The sequence below is a fragment of the Parasphingopyxis algicola genome (assembly GCF_013378075.1).
Classification (GTDB): Bacteria; Pseudomonadota; Alphaproteobacteria; order Sphingomonadales; family Sphingomonadaceae; genus Parasphingopyxis; species Parasphingopyxis algicola.
Genome location: NZ_CP051131.1, coordinates 2,117,137 through 2,135,484 on the forward strand (window position 1 = coordinate 2,117,137; position 18,348 = coordinate 2,135,484).

Below are 18,348 nucleotides of genomic sequence, written 5' to 3' on the forward strand. Positions count from 1 at the left end.
CCGCAACTCCTCCATCCTCTGGCTAACCCAGCCGGCGGCAAACCGGTATCCGCCAAAATGTTAGTTGCCGCGGCGGTACACCGAGGCGCACCCTGCCGGACGGCGAGGGAGAGCTAACATGCATCTTTTAAAACCGGTTATCGCGGCGCTGTTGCCCTGCCTGTTGCTGCTCGCCGCCTGCGCCCCGCGGGCCGGCGCGCAGGAACAGGCGGCCGAACGCCCCAATATCCTGATCATCCTGGCCGACGATCTCGCCTATTCCGATATCGCGCCCTATGGCGGCGAGATCGACACGCCGAACCTCAGCCGGCTGGCCGATAACGGCATCACCTTCAGCTATTTCCATACCTCGCCGATGTGCTCGCCGTCGCGCGCGATGCTGCTGACGGGCGTCGCCCAGCATCGTACCGGCTATGGCTCGATGGCCGAATTCCTGTCCGAGAACCAGCGCGGCCAGCCTGGCTATGAGGGCTATCTGAACGACCGCGTCGTGACCCTTGCCGAGATCCTGCGCGAAGAGGGCTATGCGACCTATATGACCGGCAAATGGCATCTGGGCGGCGAGAGCAATCCCGCCCAGCGCGGCTTCGATCGCAGCTTCACGCTGGTCCAGGGGGCGGGCAGCCATTTCGACGATAGCGGCTATGCCGATTTCATGCCGACCGTCACCTATCTGCGCGACGGGGCGCCGGCCGACCTGCCCGAGGATTTCTATTCGAGCGATTTCTACACCGACGAGATGATCCGCTATATCGACGAGGGGCGCGAGGCCGACGCGCCCTTTTTCGGCTATCTTTCCTTCACCGCGCCGCACTGGCCGCTCCATGCCCCGGCCGAGACGATCGCCAAATATGAAGACCGCTATCTGGAAGGCTGGGAGGCGCTGCGCAGCAACCGGTTCGCGGCTCTGCAACGGATCGGCATGGTGCCGCCCGACGCGGTGCTGGCGCCCAGCCTCGATTCGGTGCCCGACTGGGATTCGCTGACGCCCGAACAGCAGCGCTATCAGGCGCGGCTGATGGCGGTTTACGCGGCGATGGTCGACCGGCTCGACCAGAATATCGGCCGCATCCTCGACCATCTGGAGCGGACGGGCGAACTCGACAATACGATCATCATCTTCACCTCGGACAACGGCCCCGAAGCGATCGACTTCACGACCGATCCGATCTTCCCGCCGGCGACCGACTGGGTCGCGGAGAATTTCGACAACAGCCTGGAAAGCCTGGGGAGCGCCGAATCCTATCCCTTTTACGGCCGCCCCTGGGCGCAGGCCGGCGCGGCCGGGCACCGCTATTACAAGACGTTCGTCGCACAGGGCGGGATCCATTCACCGCTGATCATTTCCTGGCCCGGCCGGATCGACAGCGGCGGGCGGACGCGTGCCTTTGCGACGCTTGTCGACATCGCACCGACCCTGCTCGACATGGCGGGCGTGGCCCGGCCCGGGCCCCGCTTCGCCGGGCGGCTTATCGAGACGATGACGGGCCGCTCGATGCTGCCCTATCTGACCGGCGAGGCAGAAGGCATCTATCCCGAATGGGACGGCCAGGGGTTCGAGCTGTTCGGCAACGAGGCCTTTATCGCGGGCGACTGGAAGATCATGCGGCTGCGCGCGCCGGCCGGGAGCGGCGAATGGGCGCTCTACAATCTCGCGCGCGATCCCAACGAACTGACCGATCTTTCGGCGGCCGAACCCGAAATCTTCGCGCGGCTGATGGAGCGCCACCAGGCCTATCTCCGCGACAATGGCGTGATCCTCCCGCCCGACGATTTCAACATGTTCGCCGCGGCGGGCGCGGACGGAGAAGATGGGCATTAGGGTGTGACGGCGCCGGAGTGGGCGGGGAGAGGTCTCGGAATTTTTCTGCGTCGGAGAAAATCAGCGCGACCCATATAGGAGCTGTTGCCCCGGACTTGCCTGCAGTAGCGCAGGCAAGTCCGGCATGACGGTTGTTGGATGGGATTCTTTTTGTCAGAATTTTCCCTAACGGGAAAATCGCCGCACCGGCCCGCACCCCCTCCCGGCCTCCCATTCAGTGCATCCTAGTGGGAGGCCGGGAGGGGGGCGGGCCGGTGCGGCGCCTGAGCGTTAGCGAAGGTCTGACCAAAGAAACCCGGTGCGGCGACGTTGCGTCAGCAACGTTCTGACAAACCAAAACCTTTCCCGCTAGAAGCGGAATCCGACTTCCGCGCCGAACTGCTGCGGCGGGCGCGTGCCCGAAAAGGCGAACAGCCCGGCCACCGGCAAGGTCGAACTCAGCCCGCGATCGTCGAGCAGGTTGCGGCCGAACACGGTGAAGCGAACCTCGCCGCCGCCCGCCAGGTTGAGCGTGTAGCTGAGGCTGGCGTCCCAGATCGTGCGGTCGTCCGACTCGCAGCGCGGATCGTTGGTCACCGCGCCGAGCACGGCCGGCTGGGCCGCGACGATGCAGGTCGTATATTCGTCGATGTACCGGAAGGTCGTCGAGAAATCGATTTCGCCGCTGTCGCCGACTGCGCGGTTGTAATCCATGCCGACCGACCAGCTGATCGGCGGGGCGCGCCTGAGGTCGAGCGTCGACACATCGTCGGGGACGAGATCGCCGTTCACGTCGCGGAAGAAGCTGTCATATTCCGCATCGATGATCGAAAGCGATCCGCGAAAGGCGAGATCGTCCGACGGCAAGGCGATGATTTCCGCCTCGAACCCGGAAATACGGGCGGACGCGGCATTCTCGACGATCGTTTCCTGCGGGTTGAGCGCCGCGAACTGCGCCGGGGTCGCTCTGACCACCTCTTCCTGCTTGTTGTTATATTCGGTGTGGTAGATCGCGATATTGGTCCGGAGGCGCCGGTCGAGCCAGTCGGCCTTGAAACCGAATTCATAGGCATCGACGGTTTCGGGCTGGTACGGCCCGAGCGAACTCGGCGTCGCCGCGCGGCCGTTGAAGCCGCCCGAACGGAAACCGGTCGAATAAGAGAGGTAGACCAGGCGATCGGGATCGATCTGATAGTCGATGCTCGCGCGCCAGGTGAACTCGTCGAACGTGTCGCTGCCCGAACAGTCGGCCAGCGAGATGACCGGAATGAAGGTCGGGCAAGACCCGTCGGCGGTGAAGCCGAAATTGGTGACGAGCGACTTCTGATCCTCGGTATAGCGGCCGCCCAGGTTGATCGTCACATCGTCGACCGGGCTGATCCGCACGTCGCCGAAGATCGCATAGGATTCCGATTCCCCGGTCGTCCGCTGGGTCAGGACCGCCGGCACGAAGCCGAGATTCGTGGTCTGGGCGAGCGTATACTCGCTCTCGAAATAATAGCCGCCGACCAGCGCGTTGAGCCAGGGCGTGACGTCCCCCTGGATGCGCAGTTCCTGGCTGAACTGCTCATATTCCTGGTTGCGCAGCGTATCGAAGAAATCGATCGACGAGGCGTCGAAATCCTGCCGCACGCTCTCTTCGTTGCGCCGCCAGCCGGTGACCGAGACGAGCTCGAAATTGCCGATATCGATCGTCACCTCGCCGGTGATCGAATCCGTATCGTTGGTGACCGGCGTGTCGATATTCTGGAAGATCGTGTAGAAACCGTCACCGCCCAGATTGAAGCGGTTGCACTCCTGGTCGGGAATGCCGAAGGCGCGGACCAGGCCGACTCCGGGCACCGGCACCTGGAGGCAGATCAGGTCGGCATCGTTCGACACCGAGGCGATCGCGGTCTCGCCATCCTCTTCGGTATGATCGAAGGTGATCAGCGCCTCGATCCCCTCGGCGGGCTCGATCAGCGCCGAGACGCCGGCGGTCCAGACCTCGTAGGCGCCCTGCGTCTCGTTGGTGGTGACGTTGTTCAGATAGCCGCCTGTATCGTCGTAAAGGAAGAAGGCGCGCAGCGAGAGCACGTCGCCGATGCGCGGCGTGTCGACCGCGAAGCGGCCGCGCCATGTGTCGAACTCGGCCCAGCCGAGCGATCCTTCCACGCCGAACTCGCCGGTCGGCCGCCGCCGCCGGACGTTGATCACCCCCGCGATCGTGTTGCGGCCGAACAGCGTGCCCTGCGGCCCGCGCAGCACCTCGATCGATTCCAGGTTGAACGCATCGAGCAGCTGGCCCGTATTGGTGCCGATGAAGACGCCGTCGACGACCACGCCGACCGCGGGATCGAAGCTCTTCTCGATATCCTCGAAGGAAATGCCGCGGATCGAGATCGCCGCGGCGCTCGGCCCGGCATTGACCGGATCGACGACGAGGCCCGGCACGCGGCCGGCGATATCGCGGATGTCGTCGATCGACGCGTCCTGCAGCGCCTCGGCATCGAGCGCGGTGACGGCGAGCGGGACCGACTGGATCGAATCCTCGCGCCGCTGCGCGGTTACGATGATCGTCCGAAACCCGCCTTCCTGCTCATTCGCTCCGGCCGCGGTCTGCGCCGCGGCGGGTGCGGCGGCGAGCGCCATCCCCAGAACTGCGGCTGCCGACCCGGCGAGAAGAGATCCTTTAATCATGTGCATGTCCTCCCAAAACAGCATCAGATCGATGCGGCCCGTCTTGCGATGCGGGCCTTTGATGCTGTTGTCCGCCCGTGCGCCGTTCCACTCAACCGCCAAAAGTGACAGTCGCCCGACGTAGGGGAAACGCTAGCTTGGGCGCTTATTATGGGGAGACAGCGCCATGACCGTTCACACCCATCGCAGCTTCTGCCGCTTCTGCCACGCGAATTGCGCGATGCTCGTCGATGTCGAGGACGGCAAGGTGGCGAGCGTGCGCGGCGATCCCGAAGATCCGATGTTCGGCGGCTATACCTGTATCAAGGGCCGCCAGCTTCCCGACGCGCACAACCTGCCGGACCGTATCACGCAGAGCCTGGTCCGCCGCGATAACGGCGAATTCGCGCCCGTCGCGATGACCGATGCGCTCGACGAGGCGGGGGCACTGCTGAAAACGATTATCGAAGAGCATGGCCCGCATGCCGTCGCCATCTATTGCGGCACTTACGCGTTCCAGAACAGCGCGGGCGTCGGCGCGGCGATGGCGTTCGGGCAGGGGCTCGGCACGCGCAACTATTATACGAGCGTCACGCTCGACCAGCCGGCCAAGGTCTACACGACCGCCCGCTACGGTCAGTGGATGGGCGGGCTCAACACATTCTCGGACGCCGATGTCGCGCTGTTCGTCGGCAACAATCCGATCGTCTCGCATTATGCGCCGCCGGGCGGACTGCCGCCCTTCTCGCCCTCGCGCCGGCTGCGCGATGCCAAGGAGAAAGGCCTCGAGCTGATCGTCGCCGATCCGCGCGAAAGCGATGTGGCGGGGCTCGCCGATATCTATCTGCCCGTGCGCCCGGGCGAGGACCCAGCGCTGCTGGCCGGGATGATCCATGTGATCCTCGAAGAGGAACTGTACGACCGCAATTTCGTCGCCGCCCATGTCGACGGCCTGGACGAACTGCGCGACGCGGTCGCCGGTTTCACGCCGGACGCCGCGGCCGAACGCGCGGGCGTCGATGCGGACGGAATCGTCGCCGCGGCGCGCATGTTCGCCGGCGGCTCGAAGGGCTGCGCGGTCACCGGCACGGGCCCGGAAATGGCGGGCAACGGCGTGCTCACCGAATATCTGGTGACCGCGCTCAATATCCTCTGCGCGCGCTTCTGCCAGGAAGGCGAGAAGAGCGCGATCCCGCGCGTCTTCACGCCGCAAACGCCGCGCCGCGCGCAGGTCGGCCCGCCCGTCCCCATGTATGGCGAAGGCTTCCCCCAATCCCGGATCCGCGATCTCGGCATGCTCGGCTTCGAAATGCCCTGCAACGTCATGGCCGACGAAATCCTGACGCCGGGCGACGGGCAGATCCGCGCGCTCATCTGCATCGGCGGCAATCCCGAAATCGCCTTTCCCAACCAGGAGAAGGTGGTCGAGGCACTGGACAGCCTCGACCTGCTCGTCGCTATCGATGTCCGTATGGCCGCGACCGCCAAACGCGCCGACATCATCCTCGCGCCCAAGATGTGCCTTGAGCGGGAGGACATCACCAATCTCTCCGAATGGTGGTACGAAACCCCCTATGCCCGATACACCGAGGCGATGGTCGAGGCGCCGGGCGACACGCTCGACGAATATGAAATGCTCTGGGAACTGGCCAAGCGGATCGGGACGGAGATGCCGCTTGCGGGCGGCCCCTGCCCGATGGACGAGCGGCCCGACAAGGAACGCTTTCTCGACCTGATGAGCGCGGGCTGCCTCGTCCCGCCGAGCCAAGTGCGCGCCGACACCGAAGAGGGTCGCGCGGTGATCTATGACGATCTCCATCCGGTCGTCGAACCCGGCGATCCCGCCGAGGCGCACAAGTTCGACCTGGCGGCCGCCGACATGCCGGGCGCGCTGACGGATTACGCCGACGCCTCGCCCGATGCCCAAGGTTTCGATTTCCGCCTCGTCTCGCGGCGCTCGCGCCACCGGTTCAACTCGTCCGGGCACCACCTGCCCAAGCTGCGCGAAAAGCGGACGACCAACCCGGCCTTCTTCCATCCCGACGATCTGCAGGCGCTTGGCCTTGCCGAGGACGATATCGTCGCGATCAGCTCCCCGCGCGCCACGATCTACGGCGTCGCGGCGGCGAGCAACAAGCTCCGGCGGGGCGTCGTCTCCATGGCGCATGCATTCGGCGACGGGGCTGCCGGCAAGGACGATGTCCGCGAAAAGGGCAATTCGACCAACCGGCTCGTCGACGAGACCGTCGACTATGATCCGCTGACCGGGCACAGCGTCCAGAGCGCCATCCCGGTGCGGATCGCGGCGGCTTGAGCTCATCGGTTTGGAATTGAGGCATGCGCTTTTCGGAGAACCGCGTCATTGCGAGCATAGCGAAGCAATCCAGGGCCACAGGCGACGTTCTTCGCGGCTCTGGATTGCCGCGCGCCTTCGGCGCTCGCAATGACGGCGCAGGGAACCCGGACGATCGCCCGCCCATGACGAAAATGAGGGTGGCCGGACCCATCGGAACTCCTATGGTCGCCGCCATGGACGAAGGATACCGGCCCGTGACCAACGCCGATCTCGACCCGGGCGCAACCCGCTGCCTCGAACTGGACGGCCAGCCGATCATCGTCGCGCGCGGCAGGGACGGCGCCTATTACGCGTTCGAACGGCGGTGCAGCCATGCGCATGAGGATCTGGACGGCGGCCGGGTGCGCGGATCGAGCTATATCTGCCCGCATCACGGCGCGCGGTTCGACATGGCGACGGGCAAGGCGCTCGGCCCGCCCGCCTCCTTTCCGATCGCCGCCTGGCCGGCGCGCGAACGCGATGGCCAGGTGGAAATAAGGATCGCCTCATGACTCACCCGGTCGACGGCAAGGTCGTCCTCATCACCGGCGCGGCATCGGGCATCGGCGCGGCGACGGCGCGACTGGCGGCCGCGCGCGGCGCGAAAGTGATCGCGACGGATATCGACGGCGAGGGCGTAACGGCCGTCGCCGGGGAGATCGGCGGGCACGGCCTCGTTCATGACGTAACCGATCCGGCGCAATGGGACGCGGCGATCGCCGCCGCCGTCGCGCATCACGGCCGGCTCGACGGGCTCGTTTCCAATGCGGGCATCGTCAATTACGAGCCGATCATCGATCTCGATATGGAACTGTTCCGATCGCTCGTCCGGGTGCAGGTCGAAGCGACGTTTGTCGGGCTGCAAAAAGCGGTCGCCCAGATGCGCGCGCAGGCAGGGGACGAACCCGCACAGGGCAGCATCGTCGTCAACGCCTCGGTGATGGCCAACGAAGTCGCACCGGGCATCGCTTCCTATGCGACGGTGAAAGCGGCGATCGCGAACATGGCCAGGGCGGTCGGCGTCGAACTGGGGCGCAACGGCGATTTCATCCGCGTCAATACCGTGGCGCCCGGCCCGGTGCGGACGCCGCTGCTGGAAGGCGCCATCGGAATGGAGGCGATGCAGGACCCGGCGAGCTGGGGCGATGTGCCGCTCGGCGATCCGTCCGAGCCCGAAGATATCGCCGAGACGATCCTGTTCCTGCTGAGCGAGGAATCGTCCTTCATGACGAGCGCCCAGCTGGTCGTCGACGGCGGATGGAGCCTGACATGAGCGATCCGGCATGAGCGAAGCGCGCTACGCCCTCGTCACCGGAGCGACCTCGGGCATCGGCCGGGCAGCGGCGCTGCGCCTGGCGGCCGACGGCTTTCGCATCATCGCGACCGGGCGCAACGCGGAGCGCGGCGCGCAGACGGTCGAGGCGGTGGAGAAAGCAGGCGGCAGCGCCCATTTCCAAGCGTTCGACGTCACCGACGAAAGCGCATGGGCGGACTTTGCCGATCATGTCGTCACGGATCACGGATCGCTCTCCGCCGTCATCAACAGTGCGGGCGGCTTCTTCACCAAGCCGCTCCCCGATACGACGCTCGAGGAGTTTCGCGCGCTCTGGAATGTCGATGTCGAGAGCGTGGTGCTCGGCACCAAATACGGCTTTCGCATGATGCGCGACACGAAGAGCGCGGGCAGCATCGTCAACATCTCTTCGCTGGCCGGGCTGATCGGGATCGAGGATTGCGCCGCCTATTGCGCGGCCAAGGCGGCGGTCACGCATTTCAGCAAGGTGGCGGCCCTCGAGGGCGCGCAGATGGATCCCGGGGTCCGGGTCAATTCGCTCAATCCCGGCGTGATCATGACCGAGATGATCACGGGTGCGTACGGAGATTCCCCCGAGGTCCGCGATTTCGTCATGGACGGCAACGCGCTGATGCGCGTCGGCATCGCCGAGGATATCGCCAATGCCTGCGCCTATCTGGCCGGACCGCAATCGAAGATGGTGACCGGCACGACGATGCTGGTCGACGGCGGCCGGGGCGCGGACTGATGGGGAAGGCAACACGCATCGTCAGTTTTGAGTCTGTCGAAGGTTTTTTGTCCTTTTTTGTCAGACCTCGCCTTCGGCTCGGCGCCGCACCGGCCCGCACCCCCTCCCGGCCTCCCTTCAGTGTACCCTAGTGGGAGGCCGGGAGGGGGTGCGGGCCGGTGCGGCGATTTCCCGATAGGGAAATTCTGACAAACAAATCCGCAGCACTCAACCGGCTGGTTGAGTCTGAAAGATAGGAGCTAATACATGACCGAGAACCGCCGTTTCCTTCTCGTCAAGCGCCCGGACGGCGAACCGGCGTCCGGCGATTTCGAATTGCGCGCCGATCCGCTGCCCGAGATCGCCGATGGTCAGTTCCTGATCCGCAACCAATATGCCTCGCTCGACCCGGCCCAGCGCGGCTGGATGTCGGATGCCGACTCCTACATGCCGCCGATTCCCTTGGGCGATCCGGTGCGCGCGACAACCATCGGCATCGTCGAGGAGAGCAAGGCCGAGGGCTTCGACAAGGGCCAGTGGGTGATGGGGCTGAACGGGATCGAGGAATATTCGGTCGGCATGGTCGGCGGCTTCACCCAGCCGATCGACGAGAAGGCCGTCCCCTCCGTCACCAACTATCTCTCGCTGTTCGGCGCGGTCGGGATGACGGCCTATTTCGGCTTTTTCGATGTCTGCGAGCCCAATGAGGGCGATACGGTGCTCGTCAGCGGCGCGGCGGGCGCGGTCGGTTCGATCGTCGGGCAATTGGCCAAGATCAAGGGCTGCACGGCGATCGGGATCGCCGGCGGGCCGGAAAAATGCGCGCGGCTCACCGAACGCTACGGCTTCGACCACGCGATCGACTATCGCGGCAAGGACGGGGCGGCGCTCGAGGGTGCGATCCGGGAGGCCGCGACCGACGGTGTTGACGTGATCTTCGAGAATGTTGGCGGAACGATACTCGATGCGGGGCTGATGAACCTCAAAAATGGCGCGAGAGTCGGGCTGTGCGGCCTGATCAGCGAATATAACGCCCCCGAACCCGTCGGGGCGCGCAACCTTTGGCAACTTATCGTCCACCGCGCCTCGATCCGCGGCCTCCTCGTCGCCGATTACATCGAACGCTTCGCAGAGGGCGCGGCGGCGATGGGGCCCTGGGCGGCCGAGGGCAAGATTGTGATCGACGAACATATCGACGAGGGGATCGAGAATGCATTCGACGCCTTCATGCGGCTGTTCGAGGGCACTAATGACGGCAAGATGATCCTCAAGATCGGCTGAGATGGCGCGTTCGCTTCTCGTGCTCTCGGGCGGCCATCCTTACGAGGAAGTGCCGTTTTCCGAGCTTCTCGACAGCCTGAAGGGCTGGGATGTCCGGTATCTGATCCATCCCGAAGCCGAAATTGCGGTCGCCGAGGGGGCGGCGGACGCGGCCGATGCGATCCTCCTCTACGACATGCCCGGCTATGCATTCGCCGACGGGAAAGTAACGAGCCGGCCGCCGTCCGACGGCTTCAAGGCCGCGATCCGCCGCTATTTCGAATCGGACAAGGGCGCGGTGATGATGCACCATGCGCTGGCCGGCTGGGCCGACTGGCCGGACTGGGCGGAGATGATCGGCGGCCGGTTCCTCTACCAGCCGGGCGAGGTGCGCGGTCGGGAGGTGCGCGATTCCGGCTATCGCCACGATGTGCGCTACACCGCCGAAATCTGTGGGGATCATCCGGTAACGCACGGCCTGCCCGATACGTTCGAACTGACCGACGAGCTGTATCTGGCCGAGATTTTCGAAGACGATGTCGAGCCGCTGATCCGCGCGCGGCACGATTTCGTCGCGGAGAATTTCTATTCCGCCGCCCATGCCGTCGCCGGCCGGATGTTCGACAATACCGGCTGGGACCACCCGCCCGGCAGCAATCTTGTGGCCTGGACCAAGAGCATCGGCGATGCGCGGCTTGTCTATCTGCAGTTTGGCGACGGCCCGGAAACATATCGCAACCCGCATGTCCGGCAGTTGTTGCGCAACGCGCTCGACCATGTCGCAAACGGGCGGAGCGAACCCAGAGAAACAAAGGAGCCGACAGGATGAGCAGGACATTGGAAGGCCGCAAGGCCATCGTTACAGGCGCGGCATCCGGCATCGGCGCGGCAACCGCGAAGCGCCTGGCGTCCGAAGGCGCGAAGGTGCTGGCCGTCGATCTCGCGGCAAACGGACTGGACGCGCTCGGCGACGATATCGCGACGCTGATTGCCGATCTGGGTGATCCCGATTCCATCGATGCGATCGTCAGCGAGGCGGAGGGCAAGCTCGGCGGCCTCGATATCCTCGTCAACAATGCCGGCGTGCTGCCCGCCGGTGCGATCGACGAGCTGACCGACGAGATCTGGGAATTCGGCATCGCGATCAACATGCTCGCACCGTTCAGGCTGTCGCGCGCCTGCCTGCCGATGCTGCGGCAATCGGACGCGGCGCGGATCGTCAATGTCGGTTCGATCCTTTCGCGCTACGGCGATCCGGGGCTCACGGCCTATACGGCCACCAAGCACGGCATTCTCGGGATCACCCGCGCCATGGCCGCCGAACTCGGTCCCGAGGGCATCGTCGTCAATTGCGTCCAGCCCGGCGCGATCATGACGGGCATGACGCGGGACACGTTCGAAACCTCGCCCGAGGCGGTCGACCATTATACGACGAAATGCGTGCTCGGCCGGATCGGCGAACCCGAGGATATCGGCGATGTCATAGCGTTTCTCTCGAGCGACGATGCGCGTTTCATCACGGGCCAGGGCATCATCGTCGACGGCGGGCTGACGCTCCGAAGCTGAAACCTAACACTTTCACGCATCGCTTCCGGACGTGAATCGCGGTTATTGTTCGGCAAAAGCGATGGAGAATGGCGCGTGAACAAGCCGGTCGACCAGGTCAATTTCTTCGATCCAGAGATCATTTCCGATCCGTTCGACTATTACCGGGCGGCGCTGGCCGAGGGGCCGATCCACCAATTGCCCGGCGGCAACATGTATCTGGTCCTCTCCTACGATCTGTGCGCCGAAGCGACGGGACGGGTCGAGGAATTCTCGAACAATTTCCAGGCCGCGCTGTCGGGCGCGCTGGCCCAGGACCCGGACGTGAAAGCGATTCTCGATGAAGGCTGGCCGCAGGTCGATACGATGCTGACCGCCGATCCGCCGCAGCACACGCGGTTCCGCAAGCTCGTCAATCTCGCCTTCTCCATGAAGCGCGTGAACGCGATCGAAGAGGATATCCGGCAGATCATCATCGACCGGATCGAGGGGTTCGCCGACAAGGGCGAATGCGATTTCGTGCGCGATTTCGCGATCCCCTTGCCGGTGGCGATGATCGCCGGCCAGCTCGGTTTCGAGGAATCGGAACATGGCAAGATCAAGCGCTGGTCGGACGCCTTTGTCGACCGGCTCGGCCATATGGTCTCCAAGGAGCGCGAACTCGAATGCGCGCGCGAGGTCGTCGAATTCCAGCACGCGGTAAAGGCGAAGATCGACGAGCGGCGCGACAATCCGCGCGACGACCTGCTCTCCGATCTCGTCCATGCGCGGGTCGACGACGAACGGCCGCTCGACATGGCCGAACTGCTGTCGGTGGTCCAGCAACTGATGGTGGCCGGCAACGAGACGACGACCTCGGCGCTCGCCGGCGGCCTGCTCCAGCTCATCCGCAACCCCGACCAGATGGCGAAGGCCGTCGCCGCGGCCGATGCCGGGGACGACAAGCTGATCGGCAATATGGTCGAGGAGATATTGCGCACCGAAAGCCCGACCTCGGGCATGTGGCGGGTCGTGCTCAAGGATAGCGAGCTGGGCGGCACGGCGATCCCCAAGGGCGCGATGGTCCAGCTGCGCTACGCCGCCGCCAACCGCGATCCGGCCAAATATGAAAACCCCGATGCCTTCGACATCGAGCGCAAGAATGCCCGCACCCATCTCGCCTTCGGGCGCGGTATCCATATGTGCGTCGGCAACATGCTGAGCCGCAAGGAAATGGCGGTCGCGTACAAGGAGCTGCTGACGCGGCTGACCGATTTCTCGATCGTCGACGAGGAGGCGATCAGCTGGCCGCCCAACATGCTGCTGCGCGGCCTCACCCATCTGCCGATCCGCTTCGAGCGCCGCGCATGAATTTCGACCTGTCCGAAGACCAGGCGCTGTTCAAGGCGACGGTCGAGCGGTTCCTCGCGCCGGTCGATGTCGAAGCGCGGCGCAGGATCCGGGCGATGGATCACGGGTTCGACGCACAGCGCTGGCGCGAGGCAGCCGAACTCGGGCTGCTGGCGCTTGCGGCCGATGAGCAATATGGCGGAATCGGCGGATCGATAGTCGATCTGGCGATCGTCGCCGAGGCGATGGGCCGCGGGATCGCCGTCGATCCCTGGCTCGAAAACGGCGTCTTGCCGCTCAGACTTCTCAACAGCACCGGCCTCGCCGACCATATCGCGTCGATAGTCGATGGCGGCCGGATCGCGGCCTTCGCCTTTGCCGAGCCCGATCGGCGATATAATCTCACGCCGCAGGGCACGGTCGCCGAGGTACGCGGTTCGGATTTCGTCCTTTCCGGCGAAAAACGTTTCGTTCTCGGCGGCGCGATGGCCGATCATTTGATCGTCACGGCCGCGCTCGACGCCGAAACCGCGCTTTTCCTGGTGCCGGCGGACAGCGACAGCGTGCATCGGCGCGGCTATCGCGTCGTCGATGGAAGCGAAGCCGCCGAAATCCGGTTCCGCGATGTCACGCTGCCCGCCAATGCGCGGCTCGACATATCCGAGGAATCGCTGCGCTCGACAATTGCCGAGATCCAGCTGCTCGCGGGCGCCGAGATGACAGGCCTTGCCGGCCGGTTGCTCGACGACACGCTCGCCTATGTGCGGGAACGCGAACAGTTCGGCGTGCCGATCGGCAGTTTCCAGGCGATCCAGCACCGGCTCGTCGATTGCTATGCGGCGATCGAGCAGATGCGGTCGATGCTGTGGCGCGCCGCGCTCGAACCGCGCACCGACGCAGCCCGGTGGCGGACCGCGATGGTGGGCGCCAAGGCGCTGATCGCCGAAAAGGCCGAGCATATCGCGCGCGAGGCGGTGCAGTTCCATGGCGGCATGGGCGTGACGGACGAACTCGCGATCGGCCATGCGACGAAGCGCGTCATGCTGCTCGCGCGGTTGTTCGGCGACCCGGCCGCCAATCTCTCCGAATTCGCGGAGGCGGCCTGATGTCCGATACGCTCGAACCGATCGCGCCCGGCCTCTGGACCGATATCGCCGAACCGCAGCTTATCGGCGGCCAGCGGCCCGATGGCGAGATCGTCTTCCCGATGCCGGAGGGCGATGCGGCCGAAGGCCTCGAACCCGTGACGCTGTCGCGGACAGGAACGCTCTGGTCGTGGACGCGCCAGGATTTCCGGCCGAAATCACCGCCTTATGAGGGGCCCGAGGAATTCGAGCCCTTCCTGCTCGGCTATGTCGAGCTGCCCGGCGAGGTGATCGTCGAGACCCGGATCGTCGATGCGACGCTCGAAGAGCTGAAGCTCGGCATGCCGATGGAACTGGCGATCGTGCCGTTCGACGACCGCCGCTCGACCTTCGCCTTCCGACCGGAGAAAAGCGCATGAGGGACGTCTATATCATCGGAGCGGGCATCCACCCCTTCGGCCGGACCGAAGGCCGGTCGGGCCGCGACCAGGGCGTCTTCGCAGTCCGTCAGGCCCTGGCCGATACGGGACTCGACTGGGCCGATATCGAATGCGCCTATGGCGGATCTTCCGCGGCGGGATCGGCCGATATCATGGTCAACGAACTGGGTCTGACCGGCCTGCCGTTTATCAATGTCGCCAATGGCTGCGCGACGGGCGGCAGCGCACTTGCCGCGGCGCGCAACGCGGTCGCGGCCGGCGAATATGACATCGCGCTCGCGGTCGGTTTCGACAAGCATGAGCGCGGCGCGTTCAACGCCAAGCCCAAGGAATGGGGCCTGCCGGGCTGGTACGGCCAGACCGGCATGATGCTGACGACGCAATTCTTCGCGCTCAAGCTCCAGCGCTATATGCAGCTCCACGGGATCAGCCGCGAGACGCTCGGACGCGTCGCCGAAAAATCGTTTCGCAACGGCGAAAAAACCGATCACGCCTGGCGGCGCAGCCCCATCGATCTCGAGACGATCCTCCACGCGCCGGTCGTCAACGATCCGCTGACCAAATATATGTTCTGCTCGCCTGCCGAAGGCGGGGTCGCGCTGATCGTGGCGAGCGAAAAGAAGGTCCGCGCGCTCGGCGCCGATGCCGTGAAGATCGCCAGCATCGCGGTGCGCACGCGGCCGCCCGGATCGTTCGAGGTTTTCGCCCCTTCGATCAGCGTCGAGCGGGGCGGGGCGCCGACGACCCTGGCATCGCAGGGCGCGTTCGAGACTGCGGGGATCGGCCCGGAGGATATCGATGTCGCCCAGTTGCAGGATACCGAATCCGGCGCCGAGATCATGCATATGGCGGAAAACGGCTTCTGCGCCGATGGCGAACAGGAAGCATGGCTCGCCGAGGGCCGGACCGAGATTGACGGCGTGCTGCCGGTGAACACCGATGGCGGCTGCATCGCCTGTGGCGAGCCGATCGGCGCTTCGGGGCTGCGGCAGGTCTACGAGAATGTGGTGCAGCTGTGCGGCCGTGGCGGCGAGCGGCAGGTGCCGAATATGCCCAAGACCGCCTACAGCCATGTCTATGGCGCCCCGGGGCTTTCGGCCGTCGCGATTCTGGAGAGATAGATGGGACGCATGGAGGGCAAGGTCGCGCTGATTTCGGGCGGCGCCGAGGGGATCGGCGGGACGGTCGGACGGCTGTTCGTCGCGGAAGGCGGCCGCGTGATGCTCGGCGACGTGCAGGCCGACAAGGCGGCGGCTCTGGCCGACGAACTGGGCGAGAATGCCGCTTCGGTCGAACTCGATGTCCGCGATCTCGACGCGTGGGAGAAGGCGGTCGCCGCGGCCGTCGATCGGTTCGGCAAGCTGACGACCCTGTGCAACGTAGCGGGAATATCCGAGCCGGGCGGCGTGACCGAAGTCGAGCTCGACAGCTGGCAGCGGACGATCGACATCAATCTGAACGGCACCTTCAACGGCTGCCGCGCCGCCATCCCGGCGATCGCCGAGAGCGGCGAACCGGGCGCCGTCGTCAATGTCGGTTCGATGCTCGCCTTGCGCGCAGGCGGCGGGTTCGCCGCCTATTGCGCCTCCAAGGCCGCCGTTACCGCGCTGACCAAGACCATCGCGCTCGATTGCGCGGCCAAGGGCCTGCCGATCCGTGCGAACACCGTGCATCCCGGCGCGATCCGCACGCCGATGTTCGAACGCTATCTCGAAGCGCTGCCGGGCAGCACCGAGGAAGTCGAGGCGATGTTCGCCGCCAACCATCCGATGGGCCGGATCGGCGAGGCCGAAGAGGTGGCCAAGGCGATCCTCTTCCTTGCATCCGACGAAGCGAGCTTTACGAGTGGAGTCGACCTCACGGTCGACGGTGCGGGGACGATCAGGGAGTAGGGCGATGGCCGAACGGATCGACGCGCATTTCGTTGCCGCGGGCAAATATCACGATATCGATTTCGCTCGGCTCGAGATCCTCAAGCTGCTCGCCGAGCATCCGCAAATCCGCACCACCGTCGCCTGCGACTATGCCGATACGGAGCGGCTCGCCCAGTGCCAGTTCCTCGTCACCTATACCTGCGACCTGATGCCGGGCGAGGCGGAGGCCGCGGCGATCCGGAGCTGGCTGGAACAGGGTGGCAAATGGCTGGCGCTGCACGGCACCAATTCGATCCTGCGCTTTACCGAGACCGGCGTCGACTGCCCCGACGAGCGGCCCGAGGTGATGGAAATGCTCGGCACCCAGTTCAAGGCGCATCCGCCGATCGGGCCGTTCACGGTCGAAGTCGCGGACAAGGATCACGAATTCACGCGCGGCATCGACGATTTCGAGGTCGTCGACGAGCTCTATCTCTCCAAGACGACGGCCGAGATCGACACGTTGATGCAAACCCGCTTCGAAGGGGAAGCGACGGGTTTTGTCGACGCCGACTGGCCCGAAACCGTCGTGCCCATCCTTTACACGCGCGATATCGGCAAGGGCCGGATCGTCTACAACACGCTCGGCCATTGCCGCGGCCATTACGATCTGCCGGACATGGAGCCGTTCTACACACATCCCGAGCGCTGCGCCTGGGACTATCCGGTCTATTACGACCTGCTGCGGCGGGGGCTCGGCTGGGCAATGCGGACGGGGGGCTGACGCAATGGATATGGATTTTTCGACCGAGGAACTGGCGTTTCGCGAGGAGGTGCGCGCCTTCCTCGCCGCGGAACTGCCCGACCGGCTGCGCGAGGGCGCGGCACAGACTCCCGGCGTGTTCGTCGAACCCGATATCGGCCTCGAATGGCAGCGCATCCTCCACAAAAAGGGCTGGCTCGCCACGCATTGGCCCGAAGAGGATGGCGGTACGGGCTGGAGCCCGACCCAGCGCTATATCTTCGAGAAGGAATGCGCGCTGGCCGGCGCGCCGGGCCTGTCGGTGCTGGGCCTCAAGCTGGTCGGCCCGGTCATCTGCCGCTTCGGCACGCCCGAGCAGAAGGCGCGCTTCCTTCCCCGGATCCTCTCGGGCGAGGATTATTGGTGCCAGGGCTATTCGGAACCGGGCAGCGGCTCCGATCTCGCCTCGCTCAAGACGACCGCCCGGCGCGACGGCGACGCCTATACGATCAACGGCTCCAAGATCTGGACGACCCACGCCCATTACGCAAACTGGATCTTCTGCCTCGTGCGCACCGACCCCGACGCGCGCAAACAGGCGGGGATCAGCTTCCTCCTCGTGCCGATGGACCGAGACGGCATCAGCGTGTCGCCGATCCTGACCCTGGCGGGCGATCATGAGGTCAATGCGGTCTTTTTCGACGACGCGAAAACGGACATGGACAATCTGATCGGCGAGGAAGGCCAAGGCTGGACGATCGCGAAATTCCTGCTCGAGAACGAACGCGGCGGCTCCTGCCACGCGCCGCGCCTGCTTGCAACGATCGACCGGCTGGCGCTGCACGCCGCGGACACGGCGTCCGGGATCAACGGTCCGATGACCCACGATCCGGCTTTTGCGGCGCGGATCGCCAAGCTGCGGCTCGAGGCCCAGGCGCTCGAGGTCACCGAACTCCGGATACTCGCCGAGCTTTCCAAGGGTCGCGAGCCCGGCCCGCAGACCTCGCTGGTCAAGCTCGTGTCGGCGCAGATTCATCAGGCGGTCGACGCACTGGCCGTCGACCTGTTCGGCTATGACGGGCTGCAACTGCCCCTGGAGCGGCCGCTTTACGGCAACGAGGCGCCCGAACCCGTCGGCAGCCGACAGGCGCAGATCGCCGCGCCCGCCTATCTCAACAGCCGGGCCTGGTCGATCTTCGGCGGCTCGGACGAGGTGCAGAAGAATATCATCGCCAAGACCGTGCTCGGCCTTTGATCCGCCAGCGCGAGCCGATAGGCT

Annotated in this window: 16 protein-coding genes; 15 read left to right on the forward strand and 1 reads right to left on the reverse strand. The window is 65.3% G+C overall.

All coding sequences use genetic code 11. From position 1 onward, the window contains the following. Positions 1 to 118: 118 nt before the first annotated feature. The gene (locus HFP57_RS10420) at positions 119 to 1,822 is read left to right on the forward strand and encodes an arylsulfatase (RefSeq protein ID WP_176869708.1); all 1,704 of its coding nucleotides are present in this window, start codon (positions 119 to 121) and stop codon (positions 1,820 to 1,822) included. A 348-nt stretch (positions 1,823 to 2,170) separates the two neighbouring features. Here HFP57_RS10420 and HFP57_RS10425 read toward each other — a convergent pair whose 3' ends face one another. Further along, positions 2,171 to 4,480, reverse strand: a complete 2,310-nt coding sequence (locus HFP57_RS10425; protein WP_176869709.1) for a TonB-dependent receptor — start codon at positions 4,478 to 4,480, stop codon at positions 2,171 to 2,173. A 166-nt stretch (positions 4,481 to 4,646) separates the two neighbouring features. On the opposite strand from HFP57_RS10425, the gene HFP57_RS10430 reads away from it, so the two are divergent. The 14 genes from HFP57_RS10430 to HFP57_RS10495 all read left to right on the forward strand — a co-directional run bounded on the left by HFP57_RS10430 (position 4,647) and on the right by HFP57_RS10495 (position 18,324). Next, positions 4,647 to 6,773, forward strand: a complete 2,127-nt coding sequence (locus HFP57_RS10430) for a molybdopterin-containing oxidoreductase family protein (RefSeq protein WP_176869710.1) — start codon at positions 4,647 to 4,649, stop codon at positions 6,771 to 6,773. Positions 6,774 to 6,952: 179 nt separating this feature from the next. Then, entirely contained in the window at positions 6,953 to 7,306 is a 354-nt protein-coding gene (locus HFP57_RS10435) for a Rieske (2Fe-2S) protein (RefSeq protein ID WP_176869711.1), read from the forward strand. Next, positions 7,303 to 8,067, forward strand: coding sequence for an SDR family NAD(P)-dependent oxidoreductase (locus HFP57_RS10440; RefSeq protein ID WP_176869712.1), 765 nt, complete (start codon positions 7,303 to 7,305; stop codon positions 8,065 to 8,067). Before HFP57_RS10435 ends, HFP57_RS10440 begins: the two co-directional genes overlap by 4 nt. A gap of 10 nt (positions 8,068 to 8,077) precedes the next feature. Continuing rightward, a complete protein-coding gene (locus HFP57_RS10445) occupies positions 8,078 to 8,836 on the forward strand; it encodes an SDR family NAD(P)-dependent oxidoreductase (protein ID WP_176869713.1) in 759 nt (252 codons plus the stop codon). 246 nt (positions 8,837 to 9,082) lie between these two features. Beyond that, positions 9,083 to 10,096, forward strand: a complete 1,014-nt coding sequence (locus HFP57_RS10450; RefSeq protein ID WP_176869714.1) for an NADP-dependent oxidoreductase — start codon at positions 9,083 to 9,085, stop codon at positions 10,094 to 10,096. 1 nt (position 10,097) lies between these two features. Continuing rightward, positions 10,098 to 10,904, forward strand: a complete 807-nt coding sequence (locus HFP57_RS10455) for a ThuA domain-containing protein (RefSeq protein ID WP_176869715.1) — start codon at positions 10,098 to 10,100, stop codon at positions 10,902 to 10,904. Next, complete coding sequence (locus HFP57_RS10460; RefSeq protein WP_176869716.1) at positions 10,901 to 11,641, forward strand: SDR family NAD(P)-dependent oxidoreductase; 741 nt, start codon at positions 10,901 to 10,903, stop codon at positions 11,639 to 11,641. The genes HFP57_RS10455 and HFP57_RS10460 overlap by 4 nt, the downstream gene beginning before the upstream one ends. A gap of 75 nt (positions 11,642 to 11,716) precedes the next feature. After that, a complete protein-coding gene (locus HFP57_RS10465; protein WP_176869717.1) occupies positions 11,717 to 12,970 on the forward strand; it encodes a cytochrome P450 in 1,254 nt (417 codons plus the stop codon). Then, positions 12,967 to 14,055 (forward strand): acyl-CoA dehydrogenase family protein, encoded by a 1,089-nt coding sequence (locus HFP57_RS10470; RefSeq protein ID WP_176869718.1) that lies wholly within the window; start codon positions 12,967 to 12,969, stop codon positions 14,053 to 14,055. Before HFP57_RS10465 ends, HFP57_RS10470 begins: the two co-directional genes overlap by 4 nt. Then, complete coding sequence (locus tag HFP57_RS10475) at positions 14,055 to 14,453, forward strand: Zn-ribbon domain-containing OB-fold protein (protein ID WP_176869719.1); 399 nt, start codon at positions 14,055 to 14,057, stop codon at positions 14,451 to 14,453. Before HFP57_RS10470 ends, HFP57_RS10475 begins: the two co-directional genes overlap by 1 nt. Beyond that, positions 14,450 to 15,595, forward strand: coding sequence for a thiolase family protein (locus HFP57_RS10480; RefSeq protein WP_176869720.1), 1,146 nt, complete (start codon positions 14,450 to 14,452; stop codon positions 15,593 to 15,595). Before HFP57_RS10475 ends, HFP57_RS10480 begins: the two co-directional genes overlap by 4 nt. After that, positions 15,596 to 16,366 (forward strand): SDR family NAD(P)-dependent oxidoreductase, encoded by a 771-nt coding sequence (locus HFP57_RS10485; protein WP_176869721.1) that lies wholly within the window; start codon positions 15,596 to 15,598, stop codon positions 16,364 to 16,366. Between the two features lie 4 nt (positions 16,367 to 16,370). Next, a complete protein-coding gene (locus HFP57_RS10490) occupies positions 16,371 to 17,111 on the forward strand; it encodes a ThuA domain-containing protein (RefSeq protein ID WP_176869722.1) in 741 nt (246 codons plus the stop codon). A gap of 4 nt (positions 17,112 to 17,115) precedes the next feature. Further along, positions 17,116 to 18,324 (forward strand): acyl-CoA dehydrogenase family protein, encoded by a 1,209-nt coding sequence (locus HFP57_RS10495; protein ID WP_176869723.1) that lies wholly within the window; start codon positions 17,116 to 17,118, stop codon positions 18,322 to 18,324. Positions 18,325 to 18,348: the final 24 nt, after the last annotated feature.

Coding starts and splice junctions, on each gene's coding strand:
- HFP57_RS10420 (WP_176869708.1), top strand. CDS start 119: ATGCATCTTTTAAAACCGGTTATCGCGGCGCTGTTGCCCTGCCTGTTG.
- HFP57_RS10425 (WP_176869709.1), bottom strand. CDS start 4,480: ATGATTAAAGGATCTCTTCTCGCCGGGTCGGCAGCCGCAGTTCTGGGG.
- HFP57_RS10430 (WP_176869710.1), top strand. CDS start 4,647: ATGACCGTTCACACCCATCGCAGCTTCTGCCGCTTCTGCCACGCGAAT.
- HFP57_RS10440 (WP_176869712.1), top strand. CDS start 7,303: ATGACTCACCCGGTCGACGGCAAGGTCGTCCTCATCACCGGCGCGGCA.
- HFP57_RS10445 (WP_176869713.1), top strand. CDS start 8,078: ATGAGCGAAGCGCGCTACGCCCTCGTCACCGGAGCGACCTCGGGCATC.
- HFP57_RS10450 (WP_176869714.1), top strand. CDS start 9,083: ATGACCGAGAACCGCCGTTTCCTTCTCGTCAAGCGCCCGGACGGCGAA.
- HFP57_RS10455 (WP_176869715.1), top strand. CDS start 10,098: ATGGCGCGTTCGCTTCTCGTGCTCTCGGGCGGCCATCCTTACGAGGAA.
- HFP57_RS10460 (WP_176869716.1), top strand. CDS start 10,901: ATGAGCAGGACATTGGAAGGCCGCAAGGCCATCGTTACAGGCGCGGCA.
- HFP57_RS10470 (WP_176869718.1), top strand. CDS start 12,967: ATGAATTTCGACCTGTCCGAAGACCAGGCGCTGTTCAAGGCGACGGTC.
- HFP57_RS10475 (WP_176869719.1), top strand. CDS start 14,055: ATGTCCGATACGCTCGAACCGATCGCGCCCGGCCTCTGGACCGATATC.
- HFP57_RS10480 (WP_176869720.1), top strand. CDS start 14,450: ATGAGGGACGTCTATATCATCGGAGCGGGCATCCACCCCTTCGGCCGG.
- HFP57_RS10485 (WP_176869721.1), top strand. CDS start 15,596: ATGGGACGCATGGAGGGCAAGGTCGCGCTGATTTCGGGCGGCGCCGAG.
- HFP57_RS10490 (WP_176869722.1), top strand. CDS start 16,371: ATGGCCGAACGGATCGACGCGCATTTCGTTGCCGCGGGCAAATATCAC.
- HFP57_RS10495 (WP_176869723.1), top strand. CDS start 17,116: ATGGATATGGATTTTTCGACCGAGGAACTGGCGTTTCGCGAGGAGGTG.